At 67.4% G+C, this 20618-nt stretch carries 18 protein-coding genes and 1 tRNA gene; 11 read left to right on the forward strand and 8 right to left on the reverse strand.

Features of this window, described 5'->3' with window-relative positions; genetic code table 11:
- Complete coding sequence (locus tag KV397_RS16530) at window positions 1–804, forward strand: SDR family oxidoreductase (protein WP_261811778.1); 804 nt, start codon at window positions 1–3, stop codon at window positions 802–804.
- A gap of 33 nt (window positions 805–837) precedes the next feature.
- On the opposite strand, the gene KV397_RS16535 is transcribed toward KV397_RS16530, so the two are convergent.
- Genes KV397_RS16535 through KV397_RS16545 form a run of 3 tightly spaced genes read right to left on the reverse strand, consistent with a single transcriptional unit; the run spans window position 838 to window position 4320 of the window.
- A complete protein-coding gene (locus KV397_RS16535) occupies window positions 838–2361 on the reverse strand; it encodes an aldehyde dehydrogenase family protein (protein ID WP_261811779.1) in 1524 nt (507 codons plus the stop codon).
- Window positions 2362–2373: 12 nt separating this feature from the next.
- Window positions 2374–3000 carry a class II aldolase/adducin family protein gene (locus tag KV397_RS16540; protein ID WP_153243253.1) on the reverse strand — a complete coding sequence of 209 codons (627 nt, stop codon included), beginning with the start codon at window positions 2998–3000 and terminating at the stop codon, window positions 2374–2376.
- A gap of 27 nt (window positions 3001–3027) precedes the next feature.
- Entirely contained in the window at window positions 3028–4320 is a 1293-nt protein-coding gene (locus KV397_RS16545; protein WP_153243252.1) for an MFS transporter, read from the reverse strand.
- A 158-nt stretch (window positions 4321–4478) separates the two neighbouring features.
- Between KV397_RS16545 and KV397_RS16550 the strand changes: the two genes are divergently transcribed.
- Window positions 4479–5390: a sugar-binding transcriptional regulator gene (locus KV397_RS16550; protein WP_194239316.1), complete on the forward strand. Its 912-nt coding sequence runs from the start codon at window positions 4479–4481 to the stop codon at window positions 5388–5390.
- A 52-nt stretch (window positions 5391–5442) separates the two neighbouring features.
- Here the strand turns inward: KV397_RS16550 and KV397_RS16555 are convergent, their stop codons facing one another.
- Together KV397_RS16555 and KV397_RS16560 are read right to left on the reverse strand one after the other, a co-directional pair.
- Window positions 5443–6453 carry an NAD(P)-dependent oxidoreductase gene (locus KV397_RS16555; protein ID WP_261811780.1) on the reverse strand — a complete coding sequence of 337 codons (1011 nt, stop codon included), beginning with the start codon at window positions 6451–6453 and terminating at the stop codon, window positions 5443–5445.
- A gap of 21 nt (window positions 6454–6474) precedes the next feature.
- Window positions 6475–8019 carry an FGGY family carbohydrate kinase gene (locus tag KV397_RS16560; protein ID WP_261811781.1) on the reverse strand — a complete coding sequence of 515 codons (1545 nt, stop codon included), beginning with the start codon at window positions 8017–8019 and terminating at the stop codon, window positions 6475–6477.
- Window positions 8020–8255: 236 nt separating this feature from the next.
- On the opposite strand from KV397_RS16560, the gene KV397_RS16565 reads away from it, so the two are divergent.
- Window positions 8256–9218, forward strand: a complete 963-nt coding sequence (locus KV397_RS16565) for a GNAT family N-acetyltransferase (RefSeq protein ID WP_261811782.1) — start codon at window positions 8256–8258, stop codon at window positions 9216–9218.
- An 89-nt stretch (window positions 9219–9307) separates the two neighbouring features.
- Here the strand turns inward: KV397_RS16565 and KV397_RS16570 are convergent, their stop codons facing one another.
- Both KV397_RS16570 and KV397_RS16575 read right to left on the reverse strand, forming a co-directional pair.
- Window positions 9308–9799: a hypothetical protein gene (locus KV397_RS16570; RefSeq protein ID WP_134352601.1), complete on the reverse strand. Its 492-nt coding sequence runs from the start codon at window positions 9797–9799 to the stop codon at window positions 9308–9310.
- 37 nt (window positions 9800–9836) lie between these two features.
- Window positions 9837–10385, reverse strand: coding sequence for a hypothetical protein (locus tag KV397_RS16575; RefSeq protein WP_261811783.1), 549 nt, complete (start codon window positions 10383–10385; stop codon window positions 9837–9839).
- 425 nt (window positions 10386–10810) lie between these two features.
- Here KV397_RS16575 and KV397_RS16580 point away from each other — a divergent pair, with 425 nt between their 5' ends.
- Window positions 10811–11341, forward strand: coding sequence for a DUF2087 domain-containing protein (locus KV397_RS16580; RefSeq protein ID WP_153243245.1), 531 nt, complete (start codon window positions 10811–10813; stop codon window positions 11339–11341).
- 174 nt (window positions 11342–11515) lie between these two features.
- Here the strand turns inward: KV397_RS16580 and KV397_RS16585 are convergent.
- A tRNA-Leu gene (locus KV397_RS16585) sits at window positions 11516–11598 on the reverse strand.
- A gap of 145 nt (window positions 11599–11743) precedes the next feature.
- Here KV397_RS16585 and KV397_RS16590 point away from each other — a divergent pair.
- The 7 genes from KV397_RS16590 to pknB are packed head-to-tail and all read left to right on the forward strand — an operon-like array spanning window position 11744 to window position 20595.
- Entirely contained in the window at window positions 11744–12469 is a 726-nt protein-coding gene (locus tag KV397_RS16590; RefSeq protein WP_232763028.1) for an FhaA domain-containing protein, read from the forward strand.
- On the forward strand, window positions 12466–12981 hold the full coding sequence (locus KV397_RS16595; protein ID WP_261811784.1) for an FHA domain-containing protein FhaB/FipA: 516 nt from the start codon (window positions 12466–12468) through the stop codon (window positions 12979–12981). The genes KV397_RS16590 and KV397_RS16595 overlap by 4 nt, the downstream gene beginning before the upstream one ends.
- Window positions 12982–12988: 7 nt before the next feature.
- Window positions 12989–14293 (forward strand): PP2C family protein-serine/threonine phosphatase, encoded by a 1305-nt coding sequence (locus KV397_RS16600; protein WP_261811785.1) that lies wholly within the window; start codon window positions 12989–12991, stop codon window positions 14291–14293.
- On the forward strand, window positions 14290–15675 hold the full coding sequence (locus KV397_RS16605) for an FtsW/RodA/SpoVE family cell cycle protein (protein WP_261811786.1): 1386 nt from the start codon (window positions 14290–14292) through the stop codon (window positions 15673–15675). Before KV397_RS16600 ends, KV397_RS16605 begins: the two co-directional genes overlap by 4 nt.
- A complete protein-coding gene (locus KV397_RS16610; protein ID WP_248569947.1) occupies window positions 15672–17126 on the forward strand; it encodes a penicillin-binding transpeptidase domain-containing protein in 1455 nt (484 codons plus the stop codon). The genes KV397_RS16605 and KV397_RS16610 overlap by 4 nt, the downstream gene beginning before the upstream one ends.
- A complete protein-coding gene (locus tag KV397_RS16615) occupies window positions 17123–18859 on the forward strand; it encodes a protein kinase domain-containing protein (protein WP_131491632.1) in 1737 nt (578 codons plus the stop codon). The genes KV397_RS16610 and KV397_RS16615 overlap by 4 nt, the downstream gene beginning before the upstream one ends.
- 44 nt (window positions 18860–18903) lie before the next feature.
- A complete protein-coding gene (gene pknB, locus KV397_RS16620) occupies window positions 18904–20595 on the forward strand; it encodes a Stk1 family PASTA domain-containing Ser/Thr kinase (RefSeq protein WP_131491633.1) in 1692 nt (563 codons plus the stop codon).
- The last annotated feature ends 23 nt before the right edge of the window (window positions 20596–20618 follow it).

The raw sequence follows: 20618 nt of genomic DNA on the forward strand, positions 1-20618 counted from the left end.
ATGACCCGCACATACGTCATCACCGGCGCGGCATCCGGCATCGGCGCCGCGACCGCAGAGTTGCTCCGCGCACAGGGACACACCGTGATCGGCGTCGATCTCGCGGGCGTCGAGGTGTCCGGCGACCTGTCGACCGCCGAGGGTCGCGCCACCGCGGCGGAGCATGTGATCTCTCTTGCAGGCGGCAGCATCGACGCGGTCATCGCCTGCGCCGGCATCTCCGCACCGATCGCGAAGACGGTGGCGATCAACTACTTCGGCGTCACCGAGTTCCTCACCGCACTCCTGCCGAAGCTGAGCCTCGCGGATCAGCCGCGCGCCGCGGTGGTGTCATCGATGGCATCGCTGCACCCGGTGTCGGCCGAACTCGTCGATGCGGCTCTGGCCGGCGACGAGTCCCTGACGCTGACGATCGGCGACCGACTCGCAGCCACCCCCGAGACCGGCTACCTCAACTACTCCTCGAGCAAGCGCGCCCTCTCACGCTGGGTGCGCCGCGAATCCGTCTCGGCGGCCTGGGCCGGAGCCGGCATCCCGCTCAACGCCGTCGCGCCCGGCACGGTCACGACGCCCATGACCTCAGGCCTGCTCGCGAGCCCCGAGGGTCTCGCCCAGGTCGACGCCGCGGTGCCGATGCCGCTCAACTACCACCAGCCGGCGTCGTCGATCGCCGAGCTCCTGGTGTGGCTGACGAGCCCGGTCAACACGCACATGGCCGGACAGACGATCTACTGCGACGGCGGGGCTGATGCCGTCCTGCGTGGAGACGACATCTGGTCCTGGAACGACGCCCCGCGCGGGTGATGCGGCGGGCCGAGGCCGGCGAGCCCGGGACGGTCAGCGCCCGAGGTGAGTCCAGACGGTGCGGGTCTCCAGGTAGGACTCGAGATTGGCGTGACCCATGTCGCGGCCGTAGCCGGACATCTTGAATCCTCCGAAGGGCGCGGCAGCATCGGTGGCGCCGTACATGTTGATGTACACCGTGCCCGCCTGAAGGAGACCGGCGAGCCTGTTCGCCTTGGTGATGTCGCGCGTCCAGATACCCGCCGCTAGACCGTAGGGGGAGTCGTTCGCACGACGCGCGATCTCGTCGATGTCATCGAAGGGCTGTGCCACGACGACGGGACCGAAGATCTCTTCGCGCACGGCGGTGAAGGAGTCGTTCACATCGGTCAGCACCGTCGGGCGGATGTAGTACCCGCCGGGGATCGCCGCCTCCGGGAAAGCCGACCCTCCCGCCGCGACAGTCGCACCCTGCTCCAGAGCGCCGTCGATGAACCCGAGCACCCGTTCGTGCTGACGAGTGGAGATGACCGGCCCGATCTGCGCGGACGAGTCGAACCCGTGTCCGACGTTCATCGAGGAGGCGATGTCGGCGAGCCGTCCCACCACCTCGTCATAGGAGCGCTTCTGCACGTAGAGGCGGGAACCCGCGGCACAGGCCTGCCCGGCATTGAAGAAGATGGCGCTGGCCGCGGCCGCTGCCGCCTCGTCGACGGGGCTGTCGTCGAAGACGATGTTCGGACTCTTGCCTCCGAGCTCGAGGGTGACCCGCTTCACCATCGGCGCCGCACGCTGTGCGATGCGGGTGCCGACCGCGGTGGAGCCGGTGAAGGCCACCTTGTCGACATCGGGGTGGTCCACGAGCGCCTCGCCGGCCTCGGCGCCGTATCCGGTGAGGATGTTCAGCACGCCCTTCGGCATGCCTGCTTCGAGGGCGAGCTGGCCGAGCCGGAGAAGAGACAGCGGCGTGTTCTCCGCGGGCTTCATGACGATGGTGCATCCTGCGGCGAGCGCGGGCGCGATCTTCCAGACCCCCATCAGCAACGGGTAGTTCCATGGCACGATCTGCGCGACCACCCCGACCGGGACGCGCTCGGTGCGCACCATCGAATCCGGTACGGACACCGGGATCGTGTTGCCCTCGATCTTCGAGGGCCATCCGCCGAAGTACTCGAAGTGGTTGATCGCGAGCGGCAGGTCGACGGATGCAGCGGCGCTTTTGAGCTTTCCGCCGTCGAGCACCTCGAGCTCGACGAACTCGTCAGCGTGTTCCTCCAGCAACCGGGCGAGACGGAGGATGATCCGCCCGCGGTCGAGCGCGCTCATGCTCCGCCAGGGAGCATCGGGAGCGAACGCGCGGCGAGCGGCGCGGACCGCGCGGTCGGCATCCACCGCATCCGCCGCGGCCGAACGGGCGATGATCGCGCCGGTGCCCGGGTCGACGATGTCGATCGTACGACCGGAATGCGCCTCGACGAGTTCTCCGTCGATGAGCAGTCGTGGCGGCTGCGCCAAGAAGCGCTTGGTCGCCTCGCTGATGTCGGGGTCGATGCTGATGTGCGTGGGGACGGTCGTCATCGCGGTTCCTGTTCAGGCGTGGTGCAGGGCGGCGAGCGCCTCGGCGGGGAAGGCGGTCTTGGTATCGCCGAGGAGGAGGGCTCGGTAGGTCGCGGTGGCTGCCTCCTCGAGGTTGAGCGCGCGGCGGAAGGCCATGCTCACCGAGTCGCCGAGAGCGGAGCACCCGTGATGGCCCATGATGATGCAGTCATGATGGGCGGCCTGCTCCGCCGCCGAGTCGGCGAGCTCATCCGAACCGTTCGGGTAGTACGGCGTGGTTCCCACCGAGCGCACGTAGTACGCGTGGTCGAGGGTGATGAGGCGCACATCGTGCCCGAGAGCATCCAGGAGCACGGCGTGCTGCGGGTGCACATGCACGACGGCGTTGACGTCGGCTCGCGCTGCGTAGCTGCGCTGGTGCAGCTTCCATTCGCTCGACGGGCTCGCGGAGCCGCTGATCACACGACCCGACAGGCTCATGACCGAGAAGTCCTCGGGCGTGAGCCTGTCGAGCCAGGTGCCGGAGCCGGTGACCACGAACGTGTCCTCATCGATACGCGCCGAGATGTTGCCCCCCGAGGCGAGGGCGAGCCCCCGAGCGACGATGTCGACGCCGACGGCCGAGAGTTCTTCGATGAGTGATTCCACACGCGTGGTCATGGGTGACTCCTTGTCAGGGTGGGGGATTCAGGCGGTGACGGCGCTCGGGGCGGGGTTCGCCGCGACGACGTCATCCGCTTCCTTGGGCGCCTTCAGCAGGAACGTCAGACCGAAGCCGACCAGGTAGAGCGCCGCGATGATCCACACCGTGCCCTCGATGCCGATCGGAGCGGCGAGGCCGGCGATGACCGGGCCGATGAACTGGCTGAGGCCAGCGCCCAGGTTCAGGATCGCGACGGCAGCTGCCTTGTTCTTCGGTGCGAGCAGCGGAACGATCGCCGACAGCGGCACGAACATGCCGAGCGCAAGGCCGTAGACGATGGCGATCGCGATCGTGACCCAGAAGTTGGGTCCGATCAGGGTGGGCACGTAGAACAGCGCGAGCACCGTGACGAAACACCCGATGCCGCCGGCCCACGCCACGACGTTGACGCGGCCGATCCAGTCGGCGAGGTATCCGGAAAGCAGGTTCGCGGCGACGTTCGCGGCGAGCATGGTGCCCCAGATCATCTGCCACTGGGCGAGGTCGAACCCGACATCGCGGACCATGTAGGTCGTGAGGAACACGACGAATGCGTAGAACGAGAGCGTATTGATGATGCGGACCACTCCGCCGACACCCACCTTGGGGTTCGTGGCGACGATCGTCAGAGAACTGACGACGCCCTTCACACTGTTCGCGACGGTGACCTTCTTGGTGACGGGGTTGCGCAGCAGCACGAGCACCATCAGGCCGCCGACCGCAACGAACGCGAGTGCCATCCACAGCGTCGCGAGTTCGCCGATGAGCGGGATGACAGCTCCGGCGAAGTACGAGCTCAGTACGCCGAGCCCGAGCGTGGAGAAGAACCAGTACCAGCCGACCGCTCGGCCCATCACGTGCTCATCGGTGTCGATCGTGACCCAGACCAGGAACCCGTAGGCGAACATCGGATAGCCGAGGCCGCGGATTCCGAAGGCCAGCAGCATGATCTCGAAGTTGCCGCCCATCACGCCGAAGACGAGGAAGAGCACCTCGAAGACGACCCAGATGCCGAAACCGAGCATCATGACGCGCTTGGGCCCCCATGCTTCGGCGAGAGCACCGCTGAGCCAGGCCGCCACCGCCACGACGATTCCGTAGACAGACCACAGCAGAGCGATCTGACTGCCGTCGAAGCCGCGCTCGTCGAGGTACGGCGAGAGGAAGCCCGCCTCGATGCCGTCGCCGATCATGAAGATCGTCAGCGCGACGAAGCCCCAGGCGATCGGCCGCGAGATGCCCTGAGAGCTGAGGAGGCGCGCGAAGCGTCCTTCAGCGGGCGAGGTGGAGGTGGTCATGGGTGTCTCCTCGTTGAGCGCGTAGAGATTTCGGGTCATGGGTGTACATTTGTTCATAGTCATGAACGATTGCCCATGGACATCTTGGGCATGAGTCGCAAGATTGTCAAGCAGAGTCGGACGGCCGCCGTCCCGAGCGCCATGGGAGGATGTTCAGCATGCTGATGGGTCGCGTGGCGCGGATGTACTACGAACTGGGGCTCACGCACCAGGAGATCGCCGACGCCCTCGGGCTATCGCGCGTCCGAGTGACGAGGCTGCTCGCCGAAGCCCGCGAGTCGGGCATGGTCGAGATCATCGTCCACGTCGAGGAGTCCCTCTTCGCCGCCGAGGAGCAGGCTCTGCTAAACCGCTTCGGGCTGCGGCAGGCCTGGATCGCCCCGAGTGTGGATGATCCCGCGAAGGCCTCTCGCGCAATGGCGACGGTCGGCGCCGAGGCCCTCGCGAGCGTCATCGAGAAGGACACCACGGTTGCCATGGGACTCTCCACGGCGGTCGCCGCGGTCGTCGATGCCTTCCCCGCCCGCCCGCTCGGAGCGCGCTTCGTGCCACTCACCGGTTCCAGCAGCGGCCTCGCGAACGGCGCCAACCCCCACGAGCTCACTTTGGAGCTGGCACGTCGAACCGACGGCTCCGCCTTCCACCTCCCGGCCCCACTCGTCGCCGCGACACCGCAGGCCGCGGAGAGCGCCTATGCCGACCCCGGAGTGCGTGACGTGCTCGCTCGAGCGGCTAAAGCGAGCACTCTGATCGTGGGCATCGGGAGCACGCAGGACAGCCGCGGCCTGCTCTACGGCTCATTGAGCGATGAAGAGCGCGCCGAACTTCACGTCGCCGGCGCAATCGGCGACATCGGCGGACGCTTCTTCGATGCCACCGGAGCAGCCGTCCGCGGCGAGCTCGACTCGCGCGTCGTCGGACTCGACCTCGATCACCTTCGTGCAATCCCGCACCGACTCGCGATCGCGTCGGGCGCGGCGAAGCTGGATGCCGTCCGGACCGCCCTCGCCAGCGGCATGGTGAACATGCTGGTGACCGACTCGAACACTGTCACGGCGCTCCTGGGCTGAGCGCCGAGGGGCGGACCGTGCATCGCGCTATCCGCCCTACCGCCCGGGCGCCTCAGCCGACGGCGGCGAGCGCTTTCTCGTTCGCCGTACCGGGCACGCGCTGGCCGTTGAGCCAACCCCGCAGAGCTGCCGCAGCGATGCGCGAATGCTCGACGATGACGTCGTCCGAGGCACCCGCGATGTGCGGCGTCATCGTGACGTTGCTCAAGGTGAACAGCTCATGGTCGCGCGGGAGCGGCTCCTGGTAGAAGACGTCGAAGCCGGCACCCGCGATGCGACCCTCACGGAGGACGGTCATCAGCGCCTGCTCGTCGATGATCGCGGCGCGACCGGCGTTGATCAGGTAGGCGTCAGGTCGGAGGAGGGCGAGCTCGCGCTCGCCGAGCAAACCCTCAGTCTCGGGCATCAGCGGCACGTGCACCGTCACGATGTCCGACGTCGAGAGCACTTCATCCAGAGGCACCACACTGGCTTCGTCCCCGAACGCGTCCGGCGCGAGGAAGGGATCGTAGACCTTGACCGTCATGCCGAAGCCGCGAGCGCGGGCGACCATGCGGCGACCGACGGCCCCACCGCCGAGCACGCCCAGAGTGCGCCCATCGAGTCCGATCGAGCGGAAGATCTCGTAAGGTTCGAAGACGTCGGCCTCGGTCCAGTTTCCGGCACGCAACCAGCGCTCCGACTCGCTCACCTTGCGGACGGTGGCGAGCAGCAGCGCGAAACTCAGATCCGCTGTGACGCCGGCGTTGCGCCCGGGGGTGGTGAAGACGGGGATGCCGCGGGCGGTGCACGCGTCGAGGTCGACGTTCGCCGGTTTGGCGCGGCACGAGACCACGGCCTTGAGCTCGGGAGCCTTCACGAGGGCGGCCTCGTCGACGACATCGAGCTCGGCGATCACGACATCCGCCTCGGCGAGTGCGTCATCGACGCCGCGGGCGGCGAGCGATCCACCGTCCATCGTGGGGTCGATCAACGTGACGTCGAAGGCGACAGCGAGGGATTCGGCGACGGCGGCGTCGAACGGAGCGGTGATGAGCACCTTCGGGCGGGGCTGTTCAGTCATGTGTCTTCTTTCAGGGGGTGATCAGTGGATCGGGGATCCCGACGAGGCTGCCGACCCGGCATGTTCGCGCAGTTGACGCAGGCCCGGCCAGTGCGGACGCAGAGCGTCTCGAGTCGTGATGAACAGCGTGTAGGCCTCTTCGTAGAGCGCCACTCGCAAGGGATCGGGCCGGAAGGTCGTGGTCGATGGCCGCAGATGCTGCGCCGCATCGCGAAGGTCATCGGCGAGGGCGACCGCGGCCATCGCGATCATGGCGACCCCACGCGCTCCGACCTCGGGCTCGTCCTGGCGCACGATGTCGCGAGCGGTCACATCCGCGAGGATGGCGCAGAGCAGATCGGATTCGGAGCCTCCGCCGCAGACGAGCAGAGGTCCTTCGATACCCAGGGCTTCCGTGGACTCGCGCAGGCTGAAGGCGAGCCCTTCATACACACTGCGAAGCAGCTGCGCAGCCGTCGTGGTCACGCTCATCCCGAGCCACGACGCGGAGGCGTCGGGGGCGAAGAATGGAGCGCGTTCCCCGCTCGGAGCGCCGTATGGGAGGTAGAGCACGCCACCGCTGCCCGGCGGGACCGCGACAGCCTGCTTCTCCACGACGACCCAGTCCTCGTCGCCGAGGCCGAGTGTCGCGCGCACCCAGTCGAGATTGGGCGTGCCGGTCATCGGCGCCATCGACTCCAGCACCTGGGCTCCGCGACCGGTGGCGAGCACGATGCTCGAATCGCTGCGCACCTCCGCGCGCGAGGCGTGATTGATCCCCACGAGACCTGTCGTGCCGAGGATGGCGTAGCCACGGCCGTCATCGAGCACGCCCAGCCCCACGCCGGCGGCGGCCGTGTCGACCATTCCGACCACGACCGGAAGACCTTCGGGCAATCCAAGCGCAGCGGCGACGCGTGGTTCGACCGTGCCGGCGATGCTCTGAGGGTCGAGCACCTCCGGCAGGTGGTCGCGAATGCACTCGTGCCCCAGGGCGACGAAGAGCTCGTCGGAGTACGCTCCCGTAGCGGTGTCGAGGTAGGTGCGCGATGCCTCGCTGGGATCAGTCGCACGACGCCCGGTGAGCTTGAAGCGCAGCCAATCTTTGCAGTTCAGCTGGGTGGCGATCCGGTCGCGAAGGGCCGGATCGGCGGACAGGAGTTCGTCCAAGAGTATCGGCAGCGCTCCGGCGAAGAGGGGAGATCCGGTCGCGGCGTGCACGGCCGCCGCGCGACCGTCGTCCAGCCAGTCGTCGAGTCGGGCGTGGGCGCGTCCGTCGAGCCAGAGCGCGGCGGGAGCAGCTGGACGCCCATCAGCCTCGACGAGCCAGGCGCCGTCTCCCTGTCCGGTGACGCCGAGCGCGACGATCTCCGCGTCGCCGATCTCATCGACGACCGCGGCGATGGTGCTGGTGGCCGCATTCCAGATCGCGGCCATGTCTGCTTCCGCACTTCCGTCGTCGGCACGGTGGACGTGAACGCTCGAACGCGAGACGCTCGCTATACGGCCGTCGAGATCGAACGCGACGGTCTTCACGGATGTCGTTCCAGCATCGACGCCGAGGATGATGCGAGTGCGGCTCTGCACACTGAGCTCCGAACAATGGTGCGGACAGATGATCGAATGTTCAGTATAGCTCGAGGCCCCTCGAGTGCAATATCGACTTCGGGACTTCCCGATCGACGTGAGGATGAGAGGCTCGAACGGGGCGACCCCGACCAGGAGGATGACCATGACCCGCGAACTCGTCGACACCGGATTCATCACCGCCGACCGCGTCCTCGTCGATCCTGGGTCAGCGACACGAGGTGACTGTGGGTGAAGTGAAGATCGAAGTGGTCGATCCGCAGGACGACGCTCGACTCCTCCGATGGAACGCTGTCCTGCGCGAAAGCTACGCGAGCGGCCGTCGGCACGTGTGGTCCCGCAGCGACGATGCGACGCGACTGCAGTTCCAGAACCCGCATCCGACCCGCCGATCGGTGCTGTTGCTCGCAGACATCGACGGGGTCGCGGTCGGCGCGGCCGAAGCGCACGTGCACCCCGGCGATCCCGCCGAGGTCGAGATCGCTGTCCGCGATGATCACCGGCGGCGCGGGATCGGCGGGGCACTGCTCCGCGCCGTGAGGGAAGCACTGCGACCCTCGGCCACGGTGATCCGCGCCGAGACGTATTCCGATGACGGAGTCTCGTTCGCCTTGTCCGCTGGACTGAGGGTCGGCAGCCGCGAGAGCCGGCAGATCGTCGGCCTTCCGATATCCGAGGGAACACTTGCCGACCAGGACGAACATCCTGACGACATCGACATCCACTCGTGGTCCGGGCCCTGTCCCGATGAGTTGCTCGAAGGGTGGGCGCGACTTCGATCACGCGTGTCGGACGAGGTGCCGATGGGCACTCTCACCCGCGCGACGATGCGCCCTGATGTCCAAGCCGTCCGCCGCAACGAGCAACGTATGTCCGAACAGGGATACATCCTGGTGCGGAGTCTGGCGCGTGCGGGCGAGGAATCCGTCGCGTACACGGAGATCCTGCTCTCCCGCTCTGATACCGAGATCGTGCATCAGGACGACACCTTCGTCGAAGAGCGGGTGCGCGGTCGCGGCGTCGGACGCGCGCTGAAAGTCGCCAACGCCCGTCTGCTCATGGGCCTTCCGGAAAGCGCCGGATCACGGATCCTGCAGACCTACCCCGAGCCGACGAACACACCGATGCTCACGCTCAATCGCTCCTTCGGCTTCGAGGAGGCGGATGTGCTGACCGTGCTCGAGGGCCCGCTCGCCTGAGCGTGATGTCGATTCCGGGACCTCTGCAACCTGCTGACGTTCCGTGGGCTGCGGGGATCTGGAACGCGTACGCCAGACCGCGGTGACCTCTAGCGCCAGAACGAAGCACCGTACCCCGTCAAGGCGACGAGGAAGAGCAATGCCGCCAGCGTGAACAGAACACGGCGAGCAGCTGCGTTCCGGGCCAGAAGCGTCGCGAGCGGCGACAGAACGACGACGGCCGGCAGGAGGAACCCGAGTGTCGTGACGACCGTGAGCAGCCCGGATCCCGACGAATCGTGGATGGCCCCCACCGCCAGCACGACCGCTGCGCCGATGAGGATCGCCCCCACGTCACCGAGCAGAATGACCCCGACGCGACGCGAAAATCGCGTGATCAGCCCACCCAATGCTCGTATGCCTGCTCCGGCAGCGAACGCGGACATAGCCGCAGTCGCTGCCGACGAGTAGGCGGTCAACGGGGCCCCGGCCGCCGCCCAGCTGACGAGGCTGATCACGCCCGCAAAGACGGCGACGGTCGCCCCCGCGGTGAGAACATGCTCCGCATTCGAGAGCTGTGGATGTGGCCGGGGTTCACTCACGCTCATCAAACACGGCCCTCATTCCCCTCTGCCACCATCAACTTGCTCCGGAGCCAGAGACCAAGACTCGCGCCAAGACGATGCACCCGATACTGACCGCGACCGCGACGAGAACGAGCACCATCGTCAGCCGTAGTACGGTCCGACGCGTCCATTCTGCGTTCCGCCACGAGACGAGGCCGACGACGAAAACCATCACGAGCGGAACCACAGCGGCGATGAACGCTGCCAGGAGCCCTGCCACTTGTGCGTCCGTCTCCACCCCGATTCCTGCGAAACCGAAGTACAACCATGCGATGGGCAACGTCAACACGCCCAGCGCACCCGCGCTAACGGTGATAACGGCATGGCTTTTCGACGTGCGAGGCTGCGACGCGCTGAGCAAGGTACCTGCCGCCGCGAGCGCGAACCCGACAATGTATGGCCACGCCGCCAACGGGTTGATCCCGGAAAGCGCAAGAGGAGCTGTTCCGCCGAGCACGAGGTGCACGGAGACAAGGATGCACCCGAGGAGCGCCGCGGTGGGGGCGGCCTCCGAGACCATGGTCCCGCTTCCGCGGAGGTGTTCAGGTGAGGAGTCCATCATCGGCGTCCTCTCTGTCACGGGTCCGCCAATCGTCTCAGCGCATCCGAGAAGCCTACCGGCGGTAGCGCCACAGTGAACTGGTGGGACTTCCCCAACACCCTTCCGCTGCTTTCTCAACTTTCGGCGCAACCATTCCCAGTTGGTGATGCACGGGCAAGTTCTCCTGCCACTCAGAGCCATCGTTCCAGGTACCCAATGCTCCTCCCGCAGGCACTCAACGGGTCGAGATTCATCCGTGGACGGCACTACTGCGCCATAGCGTGTGGCCACCGGGCCACTGCGCCAGCAACGATTGTGCTCGGGGACGTGTGGGGGATCGAGTGGGACATCGCCACGTCTTGCGTCCTCTATGGGATCGTCGTCGCGCTCGCGTACGTCGGCCCCATGCGAGTTCACACGAAAGCGTCTGAGAGGGTTGGGGCATCATGAGTGACGTTCGCGCAATGCTGGCCTGCCTGGCTAACGAGGAAGTTGCCCGCTTGTTCGCCTCGCTCGTGCTCGCCAATGGACCAGAGCAAAGCCTCTCTCCCGCTCGCAAGGAGAAGGCCATGAAATCGCTCGTACAGAGCGGTCTCATCACTACTGATGATTCCGCTGCAGGCCGACTGAACGTCGTCGAGATCCGGGCGGCACTAGCAGCGCTACGAAGCGCAACGTCAGACGGCGCCTCGCCGTGGCTCGATGAGAACGGGCGCATCAAGCGGTTTCCTCGTCGCCCCGCCGAGCGAGCAGAGTTCCTCGAGGAAATCGGAGTACAGGCGGTCCGAGCTCACGAGCGAATCTCGGAATCCGAGCTGAACGACCGGCTTGCCTCGCTCACCGACGACATCCCGACATTGCGGCGATACCTCGTCGTGCACGGTGTTCTGGATCGCAGCGTTGATGGCTCAAGCTATTGGCGGGCAGCCACGGCCGAGCGCGGTGAGTCTGGCTCGTCCGACCGCCGCGGCGTTTGAGGTGGGCGTGGGGGGAGACTTCATCCAACTAACTGTGCCGAGGACGGCAACGAGCTCGCCAGAGGAGCCGAAACGCCCGCTCAACCGGCACAAAACAAAACCGGCCCTGTTCCCTAAATGGAACCGGGCCGGTTTCGCAATCGGATCCGTCTAGTTTCCTAAACACACCCACTGTGCGCGAGGGGGGACTTGAACCCCCACGTCCTTACGGACACTGGCACCTGAAGCCAGCGCGTCTACCATTCCGCCACTCGCGCGAGTGTCTCGTTCCGAAGAACTCAACTTCCCGAGGATATCACGCGATTTCACCCCCTGTTGCACACCCCGGAAGGCGGATCGGCGGCGTTCCCCCAGGACACCTGGCTACGATGTCCCTACCGGTCGGCATGCCAGAGGAGCCCAGTGGGACTACTTGACAGCTTTGAGAAGGGTCTCGAGCGCGCAGTGAACAGCGCGTTCGCGAAGACCTTCCGCAGCGGCATTCAGCCCGTGGAGATCGCTTCTGCGCTGCGGCGCGAAGCCGATACGAAGGCGGCTGTCGTGAGCCGCGATCGCATCATCGCGCCCAACAGCTACGTCGTGCGCCTGAGCGCGGACGATGCGGAGCGGATGCGCGGGCTCGGCGGCGCCCTGACCGATGAGCTGCTCGCGCTGCTGACCAAGCACGCCACCTCGCAGGGATACAGCTTCGCCGGGCCGCTCGCGATCAACCTCGAAGCCGACGAGAAGGTCGCCACCGGCACCGTGCGCGTGAACTCGGGTTCGGTCGAGGGACGCGTCAGCTGGCAGGCCGTGATCGACGTCGATGGTCGCCGCCACGCGATCACCCGCGCCCGGACGGTCATCGGTCGCGGCTCGGATGCCGACATCACCATCGCGGATGCCGGGTCGAGCCGTAAGCACGTCGAGATCCTTTGGGACGGCGAGCGCGCCATGATGCGCGACCTCGGGTCCACCAACGGCACGAAGGTCAACGGCCAGAAGCTGCGCGAGGCCGCCCTCCCCACCGACACCACCATCACGATCGGACGCACCGACCTGGTGTTCCGCATCGTCCCCGTGGCCGCCCCGTCGCGCCCTGCGCCTCGCGGTGACGACGCCACCCGAGCGTTCGGAGCCCTCGGTTGAGTGAACTGATCCTCCTTCTCCTCCGCATCGGGTTCCTGGTCCTGATGTGGTTCTTCGTGTTCGGGGTCGTGTACTCGCTCCGGGCCGACCTGTTCGGGGTGCGCGTGCGCAAGCTCCCGGCCGAGGCGACCACGGGAGCATCCGCCCCCGCACCGACACCGGCGCCCACGTCGAAGCCGGCATCGTCGCGGCCCTCGACCGGTCCGGCCACGGTCGCGACGGCCAAGCGCCTCGTGATCACGTCTGGCCCGAAGGCGGGGCTCGAGCTTCCGCTGAGCGCCGACTCCCTCACGATCGGTCGTTCCAGCGAGTCCGCCCTGGTGATCCGCGACGACTACACGTCCAGCCACCACGCCCGGCTCATGCTCCGCGGCGACGCCTGGGCGATCCAGGACCTCGACTCCACCAACGGCACCTACGTCGCGGGCCAGCGCGTGAGCGGATCGCCCGTCGCCCTCTCGCTCGGCACACCCATCAAGGTGGGCGCCACGACCTTCGAGCTGCGAGCCTGACGCCGGCATGGTCTTCGAAGGCTCGAGCGTCGCGATCTCCCACACCGGGAAGGTCCGCTCCAACAACCAGGACTCCGGATACTCCGGGGCGAACCTGTTCGTCGTCGCCGACGGCATGGGCGGCCACGCGGGCGGAGACGTCGCCTCGAGCATCGCGATCCAACGCCTGGAGCCCCTCGACCAGCCGTACGCGTCGACCGAGGACGCCCAGGCCTCGCTGCAGGCCGCTGCGACCACCGCGGCGGGCGACCTGATCCGCGCCACGAAGGATCGCCCGGAACTGGCCGGCCTCGGCACCACCCTCAGCGCGATCATCATGGTCGACGAGTACGCGGTCATCGGCCACATCGGCGACTCCCGCATCTATCTGTACCGCGACGACGCACTCACGCAGATCACCGCAGACCACACGTTCGTGCAGCGCCTCGTCGACTCGGGCCGTATCACCCCGGAGGAGGCGCGCTACCACCCGCGTCGCTCGGTCCTCATGCGGGTGCTCAGCGACATGGACTCCGATCCCGAGCTCGACATGTTCGTCATGCACACGCAGCCCGGTGACCGCTGGCTGCTCTGCTCCGACGGACTCTCCGGCGTGGTCGACGAACCCCACATCCTCAAGGCGATGCAGCTCGGCCTCGCGCCCGGTCGCACCGCAGACAACCTCCTCAAGCAGGCCCTCGACGGAGGCGCGCCCGACAACGTCACGATCGTGCTGGTCGACGTGGGCGGACAGCATCCGATCCACTCGGGCACGCCCACGATCGTCGGCTCGGCGTCGAACCCCGACGGCGTCTATGTGCCCCCGGTTCGCCCTCCGCGCAGCAACTGGCTGCACCCGGTGCGCCAGGCCGCGAACGAGCCCAGCCACTTCGAACCGGCCCCGGAATACCTCGAGGAACTCATCGAAGAAGACCGTCGGCGCGCGAAACGTCGACGTGTCGGATGGATCGCGGCCGCGCTGCTGGTCGTCGCGATGCTCGCCTTCGCTGCGTTCGCGGCCTACAGCTGGACGCAGACGCGCTACTTCATCGGCGCCGACGAAGACAGCGTCGTGATCTTCCAGGGCGTGCAGCAGAACATCGGCCCGATCACCCTGTCGACACCGATCGAAGACACGGACATCCTCCTCGCCGACCTCCCGCCCTACCAGCGCGCCTCGGTCGAGCGCACCATCACCGCCCGCTCCCTGTCCGACGCCATGGCGATCGTCGACCGCCTCCGCACGGGCGCCGAAGCGAACGTCATCCCGCAGACCCCTCTGCCCACACCGATGCCCACACCGAGCGAGACGCCCGCCGGAGGTGAGGGATGAGCACCGACGTCCAGGCGGACACCACCGTCATCAAGGCCCTCAAGCGCCTCCGCATGCCCCAGACGCAACGCAATCGCGAGTTCTGGCTGCTGCTCTTCGCCTGCGCGATCAGCGGCGGCGCCCTGACGCTCGTGCAACTGGGCGCCCTGGGTGTGATCGACCCGATGATCCTCGCGATCGGCGGTGGCCTCGCCGCCCTCGCCTTCGCGCTCCACATCGTGCTGCGCTTCGTGGCCTCGGACGCCGACCCGTTCGTGGTCCCGATCGCCACGCTCCTCACCGGCCTCGGCATCGCGATGATCTACCGGATCGACATCGCGTTCAAGAACACCGGCTGGGACGCCTACTCCACCAAACAGCTCGCGTGGACGGCGATCTCACTCGCCGGCGCGATCGCGGTCGTGATCCTGCTGCGCAACTACCGGATCCTGTTCCGGTACACGTACATCTTCGGTCTGGCCGGAATCCTCCTCCTGCTGCTGCCGTTCGTCCCGGGGCTGCGGATCGCCGATGCCAACGCGGCCGTGTGGGTCTCGCTCGGCGGCATCTTCGCCTTCCAACCCGGAGAGCTCGCCAAGATCTGCCTGGCGATCTTCTTCGCCGGGTACCTGGTGCGCACTCGCGAGAGTCTGACCTCGGTCGGCAAGCGGGTCCTCGGCATCACCTGGCCCCGCATGCGCGAGCTCGGGCCGGTCCTGGTGGTCTGGCTCATCTCACTCGGCATCATCGTCTTCCAGCGTGACCTCGGCACCGGAACCCTGATCTTCGGGATGTTCGTCGCGATGCTCTACGTCGCGACCGGCAAGACGAGCTGGGTGCTCATCGGCCTCGGCCTGGTGGTCGCGGGCGTCGCACTCGCGACGCAGATCCTCAGCTACGTCCAGGGCCGCTTCACCAACTGGCTGTACCTCTTCGATGCCGGCCGCGTCGACCCGGACGGCGCCGGCTACCAGCCGATGCAGGGCCTGTTCGGGCTCGCGCGCGGTGGACTCATCGGCACCGGATGGGGGCAGGGACGCCCCGAGGTCACCCCGCTCGCCCACAGCGACTACATCATCACCAGCCTGGGTGAAGAGCTCGGCCTGATCGGGCTGTTCGCGATCCTCTGCCTGTACATGGTGTTCGTCAGTCGGGGCATGCGCATCGGCCTCGCCGGCCAGGACGACTTCGGCAAGCTGCTCGCCACCGGGTTGTCGTTCACGATCGCGCTGCAGGTGTTCATCATGGTCGGCGGCGTCACGCGGCTCATCCCGCTGACCGGCCTCACCACGCCGTTCCTCGCCGCGGGCGGATCCTCGCTCGTGGCCAACTGGCTCATCGTCGCGCTGTTGCTGCGCATCTCCGACGGCGTCCGCCGCCAGCCGAGGGTGGTGATCGGATGACCAAGGAATTGCGCCGACTCAGCATCCTGATGCTGTTCATGTTCGTCGCGCTGTTCGCCGCGACGAGTTGGATCCAGGTCGTCGAGGCCGACAGCCTCGCCCAGAACAGCCACAACAAGCGCACCCGGCTCGACAGCTACGAGATCCAGCGGGGCGCGATCATCGTCGACGGCGCCACCATCGCCAACTCTGTGCCCAGCGACGACCAGTACCAATTCCAGCGGGTCTACACGGATGCGCCGATGTGGGAGCCGGTGACCGGCTACTTCAATGCGGCACTCGATTCACGCACGGGCATCGAGCAGGCGATGAACGCCGACCTCTCCGGCACCGGGGCGAACGCATTCCTCGGTGAGGTCGAGCGCATCCTCTCGGGCCAGCCGCAGCGCGGCTACAGCGTGGAACTGTCGCTGAACACGGCGGCGCAGAAGGCCGCTTTCGACGCACTGGGCGATCTCCAGGGTGCCGTCGTCGCGATCGAGCCGAAGACCGGCCGGATCCTCGCGATGGTCTCGAGCCCGGGGTTCGACACCAACCTGATGGCGACCCATGATGCGGACGCGGCGAACGCCACGTACGAGCAGCTCAAGGCGGACCCGTCGAAGCCGTTGTCGAACCGGGCCATCGCGGGCGACCTCAACCCTCCCGGCTCGACGTTCAAGGTCGTCGTCGCCGCGGCGGCCTACGCCAGCGGGGACTGGACCCCGACCTCGACCCTCCCCAACCCCGTGTCCTACACGCTCCCCGGATCCTCGAACCGGGTGTCCAACGCGTGGGGCGGAAAGTGCGGTCCGGGGACGACGGTCACGATCGCAGAGGCGATCCGACTCAGCTGCAACATCCCGATGGCGGAACTCGCGGTCGAGCTCGGCGACGACACGATCCGCGAGATGGCGGAGAAGCTCGGGTTCAACAAGTCCTTCGAGACACCGCTCGAGTCGACGCCGTCGAGCTACCCGCGGGCGCTCGACGACGCGCAGACCGCACTGACCGGATTCGGCCAGGGCCAGGTCACCGCGACGCCGCTCCAGATGGCGATGGTCTCGGCCGGCCTCGCCAACGATGGTGTCGTGATGAACCCGCGGATGGTGGATGCCGTCATCGGCAACGACCTGTCGGTCATCAAGGCTTTCGAGAACAGCGAGTTCGGCCAGGCGATGGATGCCGACGTGGCGAACGACGTCACCGCAGCGATGGTCGCGAGCGTCGCTACGGGCGCGGCCCAGGGTGCAAGAATAGACGGGATCGACGTGGCCGGTAAGACGGGCACCGCAGAGAACGGAAACAGGCCGCACACGTTGTGGTTCACCGGTTTCGCACCGGCGAACGACCCCGCGGTCGCAGTAGCGGTCGTCGTCGAAGACGGCGGCGGACAGGGACAATCAGGAAGTGGCGACACCATCGCCGCTCCGATTGCGAAGAAGGTCATAGAGGCGGTGCTGGGCAGATGAGGCCGACGCAGGGTGTGTCGTTCGGTGGTCGTTACGAGCTGCAGTCGCGTATCGCGATCGGTGGCATGGGCGAGGTGTGGGAAGCGACGGATCACGTCATCGGACGTACCGTCGCCATCAAGATCCTCAAGGACGAGTACATGGGGGACCCCGGGTTCCTCGAGCGCTTCCGCGCTGAGGCCCGGCATGCCGCCCTCGTCAACCACGAGGGCATCGCGAGCGTCTTCGACTACGGCGAGGAGAACGGCAGCGCCTACCTCGTCATGGAGCTCGTGCCCGGCGAGGCGCTCTCGACCGTGCTCGAACGCGACGGCGCGCTGAGCGCCGACAAGACGCTCGACATCGTCGCCCAGACGGCATCCGCTCTGCAGGCGGCCCACGCGGCCGGCCTCGTGCACCGTGACATCAAGCCGGGAAACCTGCTCATCACGCCCGACGGCCGCGTCAAGATCACCGACTTCGGCATCGCGCGCATCGCCGACCAGGTCCCGCTCACCGCGACGGGCCAGGTCATGGGCACCGTGCAGTACCTGTCGCCCGAGCAGGCGTCGGGTCACCCGGCCTCTCCGGCGACCGACACCTATTCACTGGGCATCGTCGCCTACGAGTGCCTGGCGGGCAAGCGTCCGTTCACGGGTGAGTCGCAGGTGGCGATCGCCATGGCGCAGATCAACGAGCAGCCTCCGCCGCTGCCGCCGACCGTTCCGATCCCGGTGCAGAACCTGGTCATGGCGATGATCGCCAAGAAGCCCAGCGACCGTCCGTCCTCTTCCGCGACGGTGGCGCGTGCCGCCCAGGCGCTGCGTCGCGGTGACCTGAACTCCGCCGCGATCGCCGTCCCGGCCATCGCGACCGGTGGCATCGCCGGTGACGATGACGCGACCCGGATGCTGACGGCTTCCGGCGACGACGGCACCACCCGCATCCTTCCCACCACCGCTCAGCTCCCCACCGAGGAAGCCGCGGAGGAGGAGAAGAAGAAGAAGCGCAGCCCCTGGACATGGCCGCTGATCGCGCTGATCGCGTTGCTGGTGATCGTCCTCGGCGGCACGGTGTGGGCGATGCTGGCGAATCAGCAGGGCGAGGCGGATCCCACCGGATCGCCGTCGCAGAGCTCCACCCCGCCGAACACGCCGTCGGAGTCTCCGACGCCTGAGGTGACGCGCGTCAACGTGACCGCACTGAACCTCGTCGGCATGGACTGCGCGACCGCGACGTCCACGCTCACCGACGCCGGTTTCGACAGCGAGATCACCTGCCCGGAAGGCGACGCGGCTCCCACCGACGCCGAGGTCGGCAAGGTCTACGACGTCTCCCCCCGGGGGAACGTCGAGACCACGCAGCCGATCACGCTCACGATCTACGCCGGTCGCGCCGCCCTGCCGACCCCGACCGACGCTCCCACCATCACCGGTGACCCGATCGCCGGCAGCACCGTGACGATCGCCTGGGGCACCGGGTTCACCTGCCCCAGCGGCACGACGCTCTCGGGCTACGTGGTCTCCCTGCAGAACGGCACCTTCGTGTCGGGCGGGCCGAACTTCCAGCCCACGCAGCGCAACACCCAGGTGAAGGTCGCGGACGCCGTGGGCCAGCAGCTCATCGTCACGTACCAGGGGTTGTGCTCCGGCGGCGACCAGCGCACGTCGGCCGCATCGCCCCCGCTCTCGGTCCCGATCGTCGCGGCACCCGATCCGGGCGACGGTGATGAGGGCGGCGATTCCGCCGAGTAACCTGTAGTTCAGCGCAGTAGCAGTCGTTTCCAGGGGGGTAGTACGTGTCCACAGAGCCACGAGTCATCGCGGGACGTTACCGCGTCGACGAGCTCATCGGGCATGGCGGTATGGCCAAGGTCTACCGCGGCTATGACCTCACCCTCGGGCGCGAGGTCGCGATCAAGATCCTCGACGCCGAGCTGGCCCGCGACACCACGTTCCGCACACGGTTCCGCCTGGAAGCGCAGGCGGCATCGCGGATGTCCCACCCCTCCATCGTGCGCGTGTACGACGCCGGGGATCCGTCCGCGACAGACTCCTCCTCCGACGAGCCGCCGTACATCGTGATGGAACTCGTCAAGGGCACCCTCCTCAAGGACATCATCTCCGCAGGCCCCGTGCCGGTGGAGGACGCGGTCCGCTACGTCGACGGCATCCTCGAAGCTCTGGACTATTCGCACCGAGCAGGAGTCGTCCACCGCGACATCAAGCCGGGCAACGTGATGGTGACCGACAAGGGTCAGGTCAAGGTGATGGACTTCGGTATCGCCCGAGCCGTCTCCGACTCGTCGTCCACCGTGGCCGAGACCACCCAGATCATCGGGACCGCCGCCTACTTCTCGCCGGAGCAGGCCAAGGGCGAGCCCGTCGACGCGCGTGCCGACCTCTACTCGACCGGCGTCGTCCTGTACGAGTTGCTCACGGGACGCCAGCCGTTCCGCGGAGAGTCGCCGGTGGCGGTCGCCTACCAGCACGTCAGCGAGACACCGGTCCCGCCGACCGAGGTGAACGAAGACGCCCCCGGCGCCCTCGACCCGATCGTCCTCCGTGCCCTCGCGAAGGATCCTTACCAGCGCTACCCGGATGCCGCGCACTTCCGCGCCGCCCTGGACGCCGCCGTCGCCGGAGACGCACCGACGCGCAAGCAGCTCGGCGCGCTCACCAGCGAGCTCTACGGCCCGAGCCCGCGACAGGCACAGGAGACGGCTCGATCCCTGCGCCAGCTCAGCTCCGACACCACGATGACCCGTACCCAGTCCGGCCCGCCGGTGGCGTGGATCTGGGCGGGGGTCGCCCTCCTCGCGGTGCTGCTGGCGTCCGTGCTGTTCTGGGTCGTCACGATCAGCATGCGACCGCCCGAGGTGCCCAGCACTTCGCGCATCATCCCGAACCTCGAGAACGTCTCCGCGGAGCGCGCACAGGATGAGCTGGCGAAACTCGATCTGACCTCGAAGATCGTGATCGAGTCGAGTCCCGAGATCAGCGAAGGCAACGTCATCCGCACCGATCCTGAAGCCGGCGTCTCGGTCGAGGAGGGCACCACCGTGACCCTCCACGTGTCCTCCGGCGTCGAGACGGTCACCGTCCCGAAGATCGAGGGCATGGGATTGGACGACGCCACGAAGGCGTTGACGGCGGCGGGCCTCGAACTCGGTACCGTGGTCCAGCGCAACGACAAGGCCTTGGCCGAGGGCACCGTCATCTCCGCCAGTGAGAAGGCCGAGACCGAAGTCTCTCCGGGAACAGTGGTGAACCTGGTCGTGGCGAGCGGGAAGGTCACGCTGACCGATGTCGTCGGCTGGACCGTCGACGCCGCCACGACGAACCTCACCGACCTCGGTCTCAACCCGGTGGCGGTGGAAGACGCGGAGTGTCCCGCCACCGACCCGACGACCGTGAACTCGATGTCGGCGGCTCCGGGCGATGTCCCGGTCGGCTCCACCGTCGAACTGCGGTACTGCAGCGGCAGCTGATCGGGTTCCGAGGCGTCGGCGCG

This window comes from Microbacterium aurugineum (genome assembly GCF_023101205.1).
GTDB lineage: Bacteria > Actinomycetota > Actinomycetes > Actinomycetales > Microbacteriaceae > Microbacterium > Microbacterium aurugineum.

Coding starts and splice junctions, on each gene's coding strand:
- KV397_RS16530 (WP_261811778.1), top strand. CDS start 1: ATGACCCGCACATACGTCATCACCGGCGCGGCATCCGGCATCGGCGCC.
- KV397_RS16535 (WP_261811779.1), bottom strand. CDS start 2,361: ATGACGACCGTCCCCACGCACATCAGCATCGACCCCGACATCAGCGAG.
- KV397_RS16540 (WP_153243253.1), bottom strand. CDS start 3,000: ATGACCACGCGTGTGGAATCACTCATCGAAGAACTCTCGGCCGTCGGC.
- KV397_RS16545 (WP_153243252.1), bottom strand. CDS start 4,320: ATGACCACCTCCACCTCGCCCGCTGAAGGACGCTTCGCGCGCCTCCTC.
- KV397_RS16550 (WP_194239316.1), top strand. CDS start 4,479: ATGCTGATGGGTCGCGTGGCGCGGATGTACTACGAACTGGGGCTCACG.
- KV397_RS16555 (WP_261811780.1), bottom strand. CDS start 6,453: ATGACTGAACAGCCCCGCCCGAAGGTGCTCATCACCGCTCCGTTCGAC.
- KV397_RS16575 (WP_261811783.1), bottom strand. CDS start 10,385: ATGATGGACTCCTCACCTGAACACCTCCGCGGAAGCGGGACCATGGTC.
- KV397_RS16580 (WP_153243245.1), top strand. CDS start 10,811: ATGAGTGACGTTCGCGCAATGCTGGCCTGCCTGGCTAACGAGGAAGTT.
- KV397_RS16600 (WP_261811785.1), top strand. CDS start 12,989: ATGGTCTTCGAAGGCTCGAGCGTCGCGATCTCCCACACCGGGAAGGTC.
- KV397_RS16605 (WP_261811786.1), top strand. CDS start 14,290: ATGAGCACCGACGTCCAGGCGGACACCACCGTCATCAAGGCCCTCAAG.
- KV397_RS16610 (WP_248569947.1), top strand. CDS start 15,672: ATGACCAAGGAATTGCGCCGACTCAGCATCCTGATGCTGTTCATGTTC.
- KV397_RS16615 (WP_131491632.1), top strand. CDS start 17,123: ATGAGGCCGACGCAGGGTGTGTCGTTCGGTGGTCGTTACGAGCTGCAG.